We start from the raw sequence: 13014 nt of genomic DNA on the forward strand, positions 1-13014 counted from the left end.
CCGCCGCTCGCTCGGCCCCCGGTTCAAGCGGCCCGCTCATTTGCGCCGCCATCTCATGCCCTGCGGCGTATCTTCCAGCACGATGCCTTTGGCGTCCAGCAGGTCGCGGATTTCATCCGCGCGCGCCCAGTTCTTGGCCTTCCGCGCTTCAGCCCGCTCCGCGATCAGCGCCTCAACCTCTTCGCCGGGCAGCTCGGTCTCCGGCGGCAAGGCGATACGCAGCACGCCGTTCATCTCCTCGAACAGCTGCAGCGCCGCTTCCAGATCTCCGCGGGCGGCGACCGGCTGCTGCAGCAGCGTATTGACCTCGCTTACCCATTCGAACACCGCCGTAATCGCATCCGGAGTGTTGAAGTCGTCCTGCATTTTGGCATGGAACAAACTGCGGGTCGCTTCCAGCTTCTCCGCCCACTCCGGCGCCACCTTCGCCTCTCCGCCTTGCGGTGCAGGCGCTGCATTGATCCGGTGCCGAAGATTGTTTGCGGCGTTGCTGATCCGCTCCACGCTGCGTTCCGCCTGCTGCATCGTTTCCTCCGAGAAGTTCAGCGGATTGCGGTAATGGGTCGACAGCATGAAGTAGCGGATCGCTTCCCGTTTATATAATGCGCGCAAATCCTTGACAAGTACGCCATTGCCTAAGGATTTGGACATCTTCTCCCCGTCGATATTGATATATCCGTTATGCATCCAGTAGTTGGCCAACGGCTTGCCGGTAGCGGCTTCCGATTGCGCTACTTCGCATTCGTGGTGCGGGAACTGTAGATCCTGTCCCCCGCCGTGGATATCCAGCGTGTCGCCCAGCAGTTGCCGGGACATCGCCGAGCATTCGATATGCCAGCCGGGGCGGCCTTCGCCCCATGGACTGCTCCAATGGATTTCGCCGGGCTTGGCCGCTTTCCAGAGCACGAAATCCTCCGGTTTTTCCTTGCGGTCGTCCACGTCGATGCGAATACCGAATTGCAGCTCGCCGATATTTTGCCCGGACAATTTGCCGTATTCCGGAAATTTGTTCGTGCGGAAAAACACGTCCCCGCCGCTTTCGTAAGCAAATCCTTTTTGCTCCAGATCGCGGATGAAGTCGATGATGACCTCCATGTTCTCCGTTACCCGCGGATTGGCGGTGGCACGCGGAATCCCGAGGCCGTCCAAATCCTCGTAATACGCTTGGATGAACATCTCGGCCACTTTGGGCACGGTGAGGTTCATTTCTTCCGCTTTGCGGATCAGCTTATCGTCCACGTCCGTAAAGTTCACGACGTAATTCACTTCATACTGCTGATTCTCCAGGTAACTGCGCACCACGTCAAAAAAAATCATCGGCCGCGCGTTCCCAATATGAATATAACCGTATACGGTAGGTCCGCAAACATACATCTTCACTTTCCCCGGCGTAAGGCTGACGAACTCTTCCTTGGTGCGGGTTAATGTGTTATAAATCTGCAATCCCATACACACTTTCCTTCCTTGTAATGTAGCTTTCAAAACCGACTTCCCATCACGCGGGAACTCCCCGGGAGCGGATTCGGCGTCGAATCTTGAATTCAGTCGGTCGAAGCATATGCTTCCGAAGTATGTTTCCTGCGGAAACATTTGTGTTGCTCACGTAGACTTACCTACGCTCCGCTACTCGCTCTCTCAGGAATCTCAGCCTCTAACGGAACTCAGAGACGTTATCCTCACATTTCCCGAGTATTTCCCCGTTTAACGGACTCAGATAACCTTATTTAGCTCCATTCCCCGCTAACTCGGCCGATTTCGGGCAAATAACGTCATCTCTATCCGTTACAGTTGAGGCGAGGCCTGTTCCAGCGCAATAACGTCTCTGGATTCCGTTATACTCCGGAACCACGTGCTCTCACAGAAACTCGATCCAGGATGTGCCAATTCATCCGGCCTGCCTAGAGTCCACAGGATCACACTCTCGCACTCGCAAAAAACCTGCGCCGAACTCAGCCGCAACCTCTATCACAGCTCGGTCGGCTCCTTCTCGCGCTGCTGCTGCTTCAGCTCGAGGACTTCGCCGCGCAGTTGTTCGATCTCCCGCTGCATCTCGCGCATCGCGTCCACCACCGGGTCCGGCAACTGATGGCTGAGGCGGTCCAGGCGTTTTCCGTCCTGGCGGACCACCTTGCCCGGGATGCCCACCACGGTGCTGCCGGCAGGCACTTCCTTCAGAACCACAGAATTCGCCCCAATATTCGCTTGGTCTCCGATTTTAAACGAACCCAGCACCTTAGCCCCCGATCCGATGACGACATTGTTGCCGACGGTCGGGTGGCGCTTGCCTTTTTCCTTCCCGCTGCCGCCCAAAGTGACTCCCTGATAGATAACCACATCGTCCCCGATTTCGCAAGTTTCCCCAATCACGACGCCCATGCCGTGGTCAATGAACAGTCGATTGCCAATCCGCGCTCCGGGATGGATTTCGATGCCGGTAAAAAACCGGCTGATCTGCGAAATCGCACGTGCCGCCGTATACCAGCGGTGACGATAGAAAAAGTGCGCAATCCGGTGGCTCCAAATCGCATGCAGACCGGAATAGGTAAAGATCACTTCGAACCAGCTTCGGGCCGCCGGGTCGTTGTCGAACACGGCCTGGATATCGGATCGGATTCTCTTGAACATAGTTTTCCCCCACCTTCTATTCCTATCGCATACGGATAGACCTAATGAAAAAAGACGCCCCTGCAGCTTGCGCTGCAGAGACGCCTGACGACGCGGTTCCACTCTGCTTTGGATGAGTTGCCTACCTTTGCGGCCCGACCTGAAGATGCAAAACCCGCATATCCAACCGTGCCTCGGCACCAGGCCGACTCCTCCCTCTTCAAATCCTTAACGCGGACGATACGGCGAAAGCTACAACACCTCTTCAAGGCGCATTCGCATCCGCGGCTCCCGGGTGCATTTCCGCCAGCGCGTATCCGGATAACTTCCAGCCTGGTTGCTTCTTTGCGCGGTCCGCACGGAAGGGTCCCGGTTATCCTCTCTGGACGATACGGCTGATCGCGTACTTCTCCCGATCTATGCCGGTGGCAACAAGGCGGCTCCGGCCGCCTTTCTTCTAGTTGTAAAGGTCTACTTGCCTCTATATTACCGAATGGACAGCGTACTGACAATGGCGGCCTTGAAAAAAATACGCCTCTCTAACGCTGATCACAGACGCTAAATGAGCAAATGGGGGGCGTATCCGCAAGCGTTAGCGTAATATCGCATCGCGAGAACGAACGGGTTATCGCCGCCGTGTCCGCCGCCCCTGCACTACAAAGCAGCGATCCGCGCCTTCAACCGATCGATGACTTTATCCCGGCCAAGCAGATAAATCGTCTGGTTCAAGTCGCGGCCATGCATTTGGCCGGTCAATGCCACACGGATCGGCATGAACAGGCCTTTCCCTTTGGTGCCGGTCTCCTTCTGCACCTCTTTAATCGAGGCGCCGATGTTCTCCACGTTGAATTCGGCCAGCCCTTCCACTTTACCTAAGAACGCGGCAAGCACGCCAGGCACCTGCGGCTCCGCCAACACAGCGGCCCCTTCCTCGTCCAGCGACAGCTCGCTGCGGAAGAACAGCTCGGACAGTTCGACGATATCCGAAGCCGCGGTCATTTGCTCCTGATACAAGGCGACAAGCGCTTCAGCCCAGGCTTGCTGCTCCGGCGACAGCTCGGCCGGAAGTTTGCCGGCCCGCTGCAGATGCGGAATAGCCAGCGAGGCGATCCGCGCCGGATCGGCGTTCTTGATGTAATGGTTGTTCAGGTGCGCCAGCTTGTTCGTATCGAACACGGCCGGACTGCGCGACAAGCGGTTTGCGTCGAAGATCGAAATCAGCTCGTCCTTGCTGAAAATCTCCTCTTCCCCTTCCGGCGACCAGCCGAGCAGGGCGATAAAGTTAAACATCGCTTCCGGCAAATAGCCGAGTTGGTCGTATTGCTCGATAAACTGAATGACCGATTCATCGCGTTTGCTCAGCTTCTTGTGATTCTCCCCGACGATCAGCGTCATATGGCCAAACACCGGCGGCTCCCAGCCAAACGCATCGTAGATCATAAGCTGGCGCGGCGTGTTGGACACATGGTCCTCTCCGCGCAGTACGTGCGTGATGTTCATCAGATGATCGTCCAGGACGACCGCGAAGTTGTAGGTCGGGATGCCGTCTTTTTTCACGATCACAAAATCCCCGCTGACGTCGGACTCAAACGAAATCGTCCCTTTGACCAGGTCGTCAAACGTAAACGTACGTCCTTCCGGCACGCGGAAACGGATGCTGTATTGCCGGCCCTCCGCGTCATACGCAGCCAGCTGATCCGGCGTCAAGTGACGGCATTTTCCGGAGTAGCGCGGCGTCTCGCCGCGGGCCATCTGTTCCTCGCGTTCTTTCTCCAGCTCCTCTTCCGTACAATAGCAGCGATAAGCCAAACCGCGATCCAGCAAATCCTGCACCAACGGACGGTACAAGTCGAGGCGTTCCGTTTGCCGGTACGGCCCATAGTTTCCGCCGACGTCCACGCTTTCGTCCCAATCCATACACAGCCACTTGAGGTAGGTCAGCTGGTTTTCCTCACCGCCGGCCACGTTGCGTTTCACATCCGTATCCTCGATGCGGATGATGAATTTTCCCCCGTGATGTCTGGCGAACAAATAATTGAACAACGCCGTTCTGGCGTTCCCGATATGTAAATGACCCGTCGGACTCGGCGCATAGCGCACGCGAACCTCTGCCATTCCAATCCCCTCCCTAGTTTTAAGACGATGCCGTCAAAACCGCCTTTTTAACAACCTCTACAAGTTTATGATGATAGCACATTCTGGACTAGACAGACAATGCATTGTGCCGCAATCCCTTCGCCGCGTCCGGTAAACCCTAGCTGCTCCGTGGTTGTGGCTTTCACGTTAACGAGCTCCGGTTCCGTCCCCAGTGTACGGGCGATTACTTCTACCATTTGCGGGATGTAAGGCGCCATCTTCGGCTTCTGCGCGATGATCGTTGCGTCCAGGTTGCCGAGCCGGTACCCTTTGGCAACCGCCATGTCCCAGACCCGCTGCAGGAGAACAACGCTGTCTGCATCTTTGTACGCCGGATCCGTATCCGGAAAATGACGCCCGATATCCCCGAGCCCCAGTGCGCCCAATATCGCATCGCTAATCGTATGCAAGAGCACGTCGGCGTCCGAGTGCCCTAATAATCCTTTTTCATAGGGAATGTGCACCCCGCCGATGATACATGGCCTGCCCTCGACGAGCTGATGCACGTCGAAGCCTTGTCCTACTCTAAACATCCTCTATCCTCCCCCAGTCATCTTTTAATCACGAAGCAGCTCCAGGAAGATAATTCGACATCGAATCTTGAATTCAGTCAGTCGAAGCATATGCTTCCGAAGTATGTTTCCTGCGGAAACATTTGAGTTGCTCACGTAGGTTTACCTACGCTCCGCTACTCACTCCCTCCTTCATCCAACCTTCTCGGTGCTTAAAACCTGACTCTCTTTTAAAATCACGAAGCATTTCGAGGAGGTGGAATCGGCATCGAATCTTGAATTCAGTCAGTCGAAGCATATGCTTCCGAAGTATGTTTCCTGCGGAAACATTTGAGTTGCTCACGTAGGCTTACCTACGCTCCGCTACTCACTCCCTCCTTCATCCAACCTTCTCGGTGCTTAAAACCTGACTCTCTTTTAAAATCACGAAGCATTTCGAGGAGGTGGAATCGACATCGAATCTTGAATTCAGTCAGTCGCTCCGCTGCTTCCTCCCCCGAACAAACTCCGCATAATCCAGATCCTCCGGCGTCGTGATTTTGATATTGTCGTAGGCCCCTTCCACCAGCTTGACGGGGAGGCCCAGCCGTTCGACCAGCATCGCGTCGTCGGTGCCGACGAAGCCCTCCGCCGCAGCCCGCTCATGGGCTGCCAGCAGGTCGTCGCGCCGAAAAGCCTGCGGCGTCTGGATCGCCCACAGACTGCGACGATCCGGCGTAGCCGCGACAAATCCCTGCGCATCCGCCTGCTTGATCGTATCCTTCACCGGCACGGCCAGCACGGCGGCGCCATGGGTTCTGACCGCTTCGCAGCAAGCCGTAATCTGCTCCCTCGTGACAAAAGGGCGGACGCCGTCATGCACCAGTACCCAAGGCGTGCTAAGATGCAGCAGACCTTGGCGTACCGAGTGCTGACGCTCAGCCCCGCCCGGAATAACTTGTATTTGCTCGTCCATGCCGTATTCGGCAATCCATGACCGGCACCGGTCCACATCGTGTTCCCCGGTGACCAGCACGATTTGCTTGATCCATGGATGACGCCTAAATGCCTCCAGCGTATGGATGAAGATCGGCTTACCGCCCAGCAGCAGGTACTGCTTGCTTTCTACCGTCCCCATCCGAGTACCGCGACCCGCCGCCACCACAATGACCCCTGTATCGCCGTCAGCATGCAACCCCATCATGATCTGCCTCACCCTTACCCGGAATTCAACAAGCGCTGCGGCCCGCGCAGCGCAGTTAATCCCATCATACCGAATTACTGGGCTTTTTCCAACAGTTTTGGCTTGGCAAAAATCATTCGTCCCGCCGAAGTCTGCAGCACGCTGGTTACCAGCACCTCCGTGATGGTGCCAATGTAGTCGCGCCCCCCTTCCACGACGATCATCGTCCCGTCATCCAGGTAAGCAACGCCTTGACCATGCTCCTTGCCGTCCTTGATCACCTGGACCATAATTTCCTCGCCGGGCAGCACAACCGGCTTGACCGCATTGGCCAAATCGTTGATGTTCAGCACGGACACGCCTTGCAGCTCGCATACCTTGTTCAGATTGAAGTCGTTGGTCACGACTTTCCCCTGCAGAACCTTCGCCAGTTTAACCAACTTGCTGTCCACCTCGGAGATTTCCTCGAAATCCCCTTCATAGATCATGACCTTCACGTCCAGCTCTTTCTGGATTTTGTTCAAAATATCCAGCCCCCGCCGCCCGCGATTGCGCTTGAGCAGATCCGAAGAATCAGCAATATGCTGGAGCTCCTCCAGCACGAATTCCGGGATGACGATCGTTCCTTCAATAAAGCCGGTTTTGCAGATGTCGGCAATCCGTCCGTCGATGATGACGCTGGTGTCCAAAATTTTGTGTTCCTCGGCCCAACGCTCCTCTTCCGCTACGGAAGCTCCCCATTTGCCTGATTTCCAAAGCGAGGACAGCTCTTCCTTCTTGGCTAACCCAACGTACAGCCCGATGTAGCCGAACAGCGCCGATACCGCGAATTGCGCCATGCTCTCCAGCGTGCCGAGCCAGGACAGCAGGGGGTAGACGGTTAAAGAAAGTAGAAGTCCCGCAGTCAAACCGGCCGCACCGGCAGCCATCTCATTCATCGGGATCCGCGTCAAAGCGGCGATCCACGTTTTTACTCTGGAAGAAACGACGTCTGCTGCCAAGGAGAACAGGAACAAGAACAGGAGCGCACCGGCCGCAGCCCAGATTAAATTCGCCGCGATCGGGTTCATTTCGCGAAACCAGTCACTGGCAGCCCCCGGCAATACACCGGCCACGCCGCCGGTCGTATAACCGAACCATGCTCCGCATAAACCAGCCAGAATCATCAAGTATTTTTTCAGCACGTCTCTCTTCACCTCCTAGATAAGTATCTTCATTAGCCAGTATGATCCAATTTCCAGACGCATAATCCTTGCCCCCACTTTTTTTTACCAGAAAATAACCAAATACAATTTGAATACGCCCCCTGGTTATGGGATTTCAGGTTGATCTCGGAGGAAAAGGTGGAATATAATGAATTCAATTCATAATATTGAGGTGGATGGAAAATGAGCGCACCAAGCTTACAGTCTTTTCAAGAACAAGTTTCTGAACTGTTGCTCCGTCACCGCAGCCTGTTGGACGTCATGTCTAAGATGGGACAAACCAACGCCGCTGCCGTCCGTTCCGTGACTAAATCCGTAACCGAATGCGGTTGCATCGAACTGCACGCCACCAAACAGGACTTCGAGCCGGGCATGGATTTGCAACAGGCCAAGGAGACGATCGCCAAGCATGTTCATGGCGAACTGTGTGAGAATTGCCGGGATGCGATTACGAATGAGCTTGGACGTAACCTTTTCTATATGTCCGCCCTCTGCAATTTGCTGGGGATCAACATGGAGGAGATCGTGGAGCGTGAGTCGCAAAAATGCGCCACTTTGGGGTTATTCAACTTATCGTAGGCCGTACTATCGTATGGATGCTTCTGGAACCTGCATACCCGAAGAAAGTCAAAAAGGCATCGATCCTTTCCGCCCGCGGGAGATCCATGCCTTTTTCGTATTGTATTGAACTTATCGGTCTTTAGCGCTTCGGACGATACATTTCCTGTTCCGCATCGTCGTCATCCTGGGGTTTGCGGCGCAGCAGCCGGTTGATATTCTGCCGTAGCCCGTATGCTGCATAAATCACCAAGGGGATAAAAATCAGCTTCGCCATTTGATCCGGGAACACAACGGCGATGACCACCGCAAAGATCACCACAAGCGGCGTGTAAGCGATCGCTTTCTTGGGCAGGCCGATTTTCTTGAAATTCGGGTATCGAACCGTGCTGATCATCAAATAGGACAACAGCAACATGGATACAAGGAAATACGGTGCCGAAATTTCTCGGTAAAACAGCGACAACGTCGCCAGCACCCCGCCTGCAGCCGGAATCGGCAAGCCGATGAAGTAACCCGGCGTACTCTTCTGAACATTAAACCGGGCCAGCCGCAGCGCACCGCACATCGGGAAAATGAGGGTCACGGCCCAAGCCACACCGGAAGGAATGCTGTGAAAGGAGATCAAGTACATAATCAGTGCCGGAGCCATACCAAATGAAATCAGATCGGATAACGAATCGAGCTCTTTGCCGAACTCGCTTTGAGCGTTCAGTGCACGGGCGACCCGTCCATCCAAACCATCAAGCAACATAGCGACAATTACCATAATGGCAGCCAAGCTGAAGCGGCCTTCCATGGCCAGCAGGATGGCCAGCATTCCGAGAACCATGTTTCCTAACGTAAACAGGTTCGGAATCGATTTCGTAATCATCTCTTCACCTCGAGTAGATATTCCTGAACCATTCATTGATGATAGGTGATTTAAATTTGTCTGTCAATGAATACCTGTTCCTGTAGACGCTTGAGCCCTTCTTTGATGGAGCGGGCGCGCACCTCGCCGATTCCGTCGACCTCATCCAGCTCCTCGATGCTGGCCATCATCACGTTGGGCAAGCATTCGAACCGTTCCACCAGGTTGTGGATGATGACGTTCGGCAAACGAGGAATCTTGTTCAATACGCGATACCCGCGCGGCGAGATCAGTTCCTCTGAAGTTGCGGCCGAAGAAGGGTACCCCAGGAGCTTCGTAATGTGGTTGTCATCCAGAAGCTCGTCATCGGTGGAGCGTTTAAGCCCCAGGATAATCTCGCGAATTGCCTCGTCCTGATCTTCCTTGGCATAATCTTTATACAGCAGCCAGGCTTCCTCTTCCATATTGCTGACCAGTTCCTCCATCTGCATGCTGATCAGCCGTCCCTCCGTCCCCAGCTCGTTGATGAACCGTTTGATCTCCATCTTGATCCGGATCACCATTTCCACCCGCTGAATCACATTGATGACCTCAGGCAAGGAGACGAGTTCTTCAAATTCGGAGGCCGTCAAATTAGTTAAAGCTTGGTTCAGCACGGACCGGTATTTCTCCAGGGTCTGAATCGCCTGATTCGCCTTGGTCAGAATGACGCCGATTTCCTTCAGGGCGTACCGCAAGCCCCCTTGGTACAACGTGATGATATTCCGGCGCTGGGAGATGGAAACGACCAGCTTGCCGGTCTGTTTGGCCACCCGCTCGGCGGTACGATGCCGAATGCCCGTCTCCGAGGATGCGATCGAGGAATCGGGGATGAGTTGGGTATTCGCATACAAAATCCGCTTCAGATCCTCGCTGAGGATGATCGCTCCATCCATTTTGGCCAGCTCATAGAGATAGTTCGGGGAGAAATCACAGTTGATGGAGAAGCCCCCCTCGACGACCTCCATCACCTCCGGGCTATAACCGACGACAATCAGGCCTCCGGTCTTGGCCCGCAGCACGTTCTCGAGACCGTCGCGAAACGCCGTTCCCGGTGCAACAAGCCTCAGCAAATCATTCATTTTTTCTGCTTGGGTAGTTTCCTTCATCATTCAATGCCCCCTAATCTAACGCAACAGCTAGCGCATCTGCAACGGTATTTACGCCTATGAGTTGAATCCCTTGCGGTCCTTTCCACCCTTTCAAGCTTTTCTCCGGCAAAATCACCCGTTTAAAGCCTAGCTTGGCCGCTTCCTTCACGCGCTGCTCCGCGCGGGAGACCGCCCGCACTTCGCCGGTCAAGCCCACCTCCCCGAAGAAGACGTCGTACGGCTTCGTCGGCAAGTCGCGGAAGCTGGAGGCGACGCTGACCGCAATCGCCAGATCGACGGCCGGTTCGTCCAGCTTCACCCCGCCGGCCAGGTTGACGTAAGCGTCCTGATTTTGCAGGAACATCCCCATTCGCTTCTCCAGCACCGCAAGAATCAGATTCATCCGCTGATAGTCCACACCGGTTGCCATCCGTCTCGGCGAGGGGAAATGGGTCGCCGCAATCAGGGCTTGCAGCTCCACCAGCATCGGGCGCGTTCCCTCCATGCTCGCGACGACGGTCGAACCCGCTACGCCAAGCGGTCGTTCGGATAGAAACAGCTCCGACGGATTCGCTACCTCCGCCAGACCGGATTCATTCATTTCAAAAATCCCGATTTCGTTGGTCGAACCGAAGCGGTTCTTCACGGCCCGAAGCAGCCGATAGGTATGATGTCGTTCTCCCTCGAAGTACAACACGCAATCCACCATATGCTCCAGCATCCGTGGTCCGGCAATGGCCCCTTCCTTGGTGACGTGGCCGACCAGAACCGTAGCGATGCCTTGCCCCTTGGCAATTCGCATAAACCGGGCCGTGCATTCCCGCACCTGGGAGACGCTGCCGGGGGCGCTGGTGACTTCGGGTAAATACACCGTTTGAATCGAATCGATGACCAGAAAATCGGGCTTTACGTCTTCGATCGCTTCTTCAATTCCGTCCATGCTGCTCTCACATAAGACAAACAATTCCGGCGACAAAGTCCCGAGTCGCTCCGCTCTCAGCTTCGTCTGACGTACGGATTCCTCCCCCGAGATATACAATACTCTCAGGCCGCTGCGAGCCATTTCATGCGACGTTTGCAGCAGCAGGGTCGATTTGCCGATCCCGGGGTCGCCTCCGACCAGCACCAGCGAGCCCGGTACAACCCCGCCGCCAAGCACCCGGTTTAATTCCCCGATGCCCGTCTGAATTCGCGGTTCTTTGCCGCTCTCTATATTTATGATCGATTGCGGCTTTTCTTTCGCATGAAATATCCCGGAGTTCATCCCCTGCGTTTTGACGGTTTTCTCCACTTCCTCCACCATCGAGTTCCAAGCGCCGCACCCCGGGCATTTTCCGTACCATTTGGGCGATTCATAACCGCATTCGGAGCAAAAAAACTTATGTTTTACTTTAACCATTTATCTCTCCTTCTCGCCTCTGCAATATTTGACAGCCCTAGCAGACACCGTATTCGTTATGGTTACTAAAATTTTACCACCCTTTCGCTTAGATCGAAAGTTCTCCGAGGACGGCCGCCAGGAAGGCGGGATAAAAAAAGCAGCTCCCAAAGATCGCTTTGGAAAGCTGCCTTTTACTTATTTCATCGGCTTAATCGTTACGGATTTGTAGTATTTTCCAAGATATTTATTTCGCTTTCTCGACCAGCCCATTAATGAGCCCCGCCATCCCGGGGGTACGCGCCACCGTCGAATTGTTCAGGAACAGGACATCGGTCACCTGATGTTCCCGCACGAAGTCGATCAGGCTGCCGCTGTAAGATCGGGGATCTACGTAATAAACCGTTTCAAAATGCGGAAGCAAAAAGGGGATCAGAGCATTCCCGTAGGAATCCTTAACGACCGCAATCCGTTTGCCGTTCCGCACGCCCGTCTCGATCTCCCCCCATGGGAAATCGCCGCCGAGAAACACGGCGTAGAAGCCATTGGTCACTTGAGCGTAATCGGGATTAACGACCTCGCCCGCAACCGGCTTGCCCGTCTTCAAATAACGGGTATATGTATAGTTCGCGGTCGGCTGATAATAAGTGATCGTATCCGGGTGCTTCTTAAGCCGGAAATTCAAAGTGGCTTTATAGGCTGTGCCCAAGAAGCCTTCAATTTCCCCCGTGGAATAAGCGCTTAACGGTACGGCTTCCTCTCCCAGCGCTTTCATCAGTTCGGTATAAGCATAATAGGCGCCCAAAGCGGTCCAATGGTGGTCGGTTCGAAAATAGATCGCCTCGGCGGCATGCCGCTCCATCGCTCCGTAGGCATCGATTTGGCCGATCTCCGCGTTAAGCCGGGCGTTAATATGGTCGAAGGCGATTTTTTGCGAATCGGATAATTCCCGGTATTTCCGCTCCATAAACTCCGCCGCCGTGGGGACAAGCATCGAGTATACGCCGACCCCCGGGTCAACCGCCGCCTTGAACCCGTTCAGGGCAGCAGCGTACGCCTCCGCCGATGGCGCGGAGTAGTTGAAGAGCGTGTAGGCCCGGTCTTTGTAGATCAAATATTGCGTCGCCGGGCTGGCGGCCGCAGCGGCCCCCAACTTTTGTGCCGTATTGTCGCTTCCCTGCTGAATGATCGAAGCATGGGCGATGCCGCACAGTCCCTTCAACTCTTTCACGAGAGCTCCAAATTGAACCATCTTCTCCCGGTAGGCGAAATGATCCGCAAAAAAAGCTTCGGTCCCCCGCGTAAACTCTCCCGAAAACAAACTTTCCAGGGAAAAGTCGGGCTTTGCCGCAAGCTTCCGCTGTTCGAGCGAAGACATGTTCCGGGACGAATAGCTGAGCGCGTTGACCAGACCGAATCCGAAAATCAGCAGCAGAAAAAGAAACACGTTAAGTTTGAATTGCCATTTCATATTCG

Annotated in this window: 11 protein-coding genes; 1 reads left to right on the forward strand and 10 read right to left on the reverse strand. The window is 54.8% G+C overall.

What is annotated here, in order from left to right:
• Window positions 1-36: 36 nt before the first annotated feature.
• From cysS to BN3795_RS05500, 6 genes are all read right to left on the reverse strand, one after another.
• Window positions 37-1449, reverse strand: coding sequence for a cysteine--tRNA ligase (gene cysS / locus BN3795_RS05475; RefSeq protein WP_068783707.1), 1413 nt, complete (start codon window positions 1447-1449; stop codon window positions 37-39).
• A gap of 516 nt (window positions 1450-1965) precedes the next feature.
• Complete coding sequence (cysE, locus tag BN3795_RS05480) at window positions 1966-2625, reverse strand: serine O-acetyltransferase (protein ID WP_068783708.1); 660 nt, start codon at window positions 2623-2625, stop codon at window positions 1966-1968.
• 633 nt (window positions 2626-3258) lie between these two features.
• Entirely contained in the window at window positions 3259-4719 is a 1461-nt protein-coding gene (gene gltX / locus BN3795_RS05485; RefSeq protein WP_068783709.1) for a glutamate--tRNA ligase, read from the reverse strand.
• A 65-nt stretch (window positions 4720-4784) separates the two neighbouring features.
• The gene (gene ispF / locus BN3795_RS05490) at window positions 4785-5273 is read right to left on the reverse strand and encodes a 2-C-methyl-D-erythritol 2,4-cyclodiphosphate synthase (RefSeq protein WP_068783710.1); all 489 of its coding nucleotides are present in this window, start codon (window positions 5271-5273) and stop codon (window positions 4785-4787) included.
• Between the two features lie 451 nt (window positions 5274-5724).
• Window positions 5725-6432, reverse strand: a complete 708-nt coding sequence (ispD, locus tag BN3795_RS05495) for a 2-C-methyl-D-erythritol 4-phosphate cytidylyltransferase (RefSeq protein WP_068783730.1) — start codon at window positions 6430-6432, stop codon at window positions 5725-5727.
• A gap of 77 nt (window positions 6433-6509) precedes the next feature.
• A complete protein-coding gene (locus tag BN3795_RS05500; protein WP_068783711.1) occupies window positions 6510-7598 on the reverse strand; it encodes a PIN/TRAM domain-containing protein in 1089 nt (362 codons plus the stop codon).
• Between the two features lie 204 nt (window positions 7599-7802).
• Here BN3795_RS05500 and BN3795_RS05505 point away from each other — a divergent pair, with 204 nt between their 5' ends.
• Complete coding sequence (locus BN3795_RS05505; protein ID WP_068783712.1) at window positions 7803-8198, forward strand: nucleoside triphosphate pyrophosphohydrolase family protein; 396 nt, start codon at window positions 7803-7805, stop codon at window positions 8196-8198.
• A gap of 121 nt (window positions 8199-8319) precedes the next feature.
• On the opposite strand, the gene pssA is transcribed toward BN3795_RS05505, so the two are convergent.
• The 4 genes from pssA to BN3795_RS05525 form a co-directional block, all read right to left on the reverse strand.
• Complete coding sequence (gene pssA / locus BN3795_RS05510) at window positions 8320-9051, reverse strand: CDP-diacylglycerol--serine O-phosphatidyltransferase (protein ID WP_068783713.1); 732 nt, start codon at window positions 9049-9051, stop codon at window positions 8320-8322.
• Window positions 9052-9101: 50 nt separating this feature from the next.
• Window positions 9102-10178 (reverse strand): DNA integrity scanning diadenylate cyclase DisA, encoded by a 1077-nt coding sequence (gene disA, locus BN3795_RS05515; protein ID WP_068783731.1) that lies wholly within the window; start codon window positions 10176-10178, stop codon window positions 9102-9104.
• A gap of 13 nt (window positions 10179-10191) precedes the next feature.
• A complete protein-coding gene (gene radA / locus BN3795_RS05520) occupies window positions 10192-11559 on the reverse strand; it encodes a DNA repair protein RadA (RefSeq protein WP_068783714.1) in 1368 nt (455 codons plus the stop codon).
• A 226-nt stretch (window positions 11560-11785) separates the two neighbouring features.
• Window positions 11786-13009 (reverse strand): DHHW family protein, encoded by a 1224-nt coding sequence (locus BN3795_RS05525; RefSeq protein WP_068783715.1) that lies wholly within the window; start codon window positions 13007-13009, stop codon window positions 11786-11788.
• Window positions 13010-13014 lie beyond the last annotated feature (5 nt).

It is taken from the genome of Paenibacillus phocaeensis, assembly GCF_900021165.1.
Lineage (GTDB): Bacteria > Bacillota > Bacilli > Paenibacillales > Paenibacillaceae > Fontibacillus > Fontibacillus phocaensis.

Excerpts from the sequence above, each read along its gene's own strand:
- ispF (WP_068783710.1), bottom strand. The coding sequence starts at position 5,273 with ATGTTTAGAGTAGGACAAGGCTTCGACGTGCATCAGCTCGTCGAGGGC.
- ispD (WP_068783730.1), bottom strand. The coding sequence starts at position 6,432 with ATGGGGTTGCATGCTGACGGCGATACAGGGGTCATTGTGGTGGCGGCG.
- disA (WP_068783731.1), bottom strand. The coding sequence starts at position 10,178 with ATGAAGGAAACTACCCAAGCAGAAAAAATGAATGATTTGCTGAGGCTT.
- gltX (WP_068783709.1), bottom strand. The coding sequence starts at position 4,719 with ATGGCAGAGGTTCGCGTGCGCTATGCGCCGAGTCCGACGGGTCATTTA.
- radA (WP_068783714.1), bottom strand. The coding sequence starts at position 11,559 with ATGGTTAAAGTAAAACATAAGTTTTTTTGCTCCGAATGCGGTTATGAA.
- cysS (WP_068783707.1), bottom strand. The coding sequence starts at position 1,449 with ATGGGATTGCAGATTTATAACACATTAACCCGCACCAAGGAAGAGTTC.
- BN3795_RS05505 (WP_068783712.1), top strand. The coding sequence starts at position 7,803 with ATGAGCGCACCAAGCTTACAGTCTTTTCAAGAACAAGTTTCTGAACTG.
- BN3795_RS05525 (WP_068783715.1), bottom strand. The coding sequence starts at position 13,009 with ATGAAATGGCAATTCAAACTTAACGTGTTTCTTTTTCTGCTGCTGATT.
- cysE (WP_068783708.1), bottom strand. The coding sequence starts at position 2,625 with ATGTTCAAGAGAATCCGATCCGATATCCAGGCCGTGTTCGACAACGAC.
- pssA (WP_068783713.1), bottom strand. The coding sequence starts at position 9,051 with ATGATTACGAAATCGATTCCGAACCTGTTTACGTTAGGAAACATGGTT.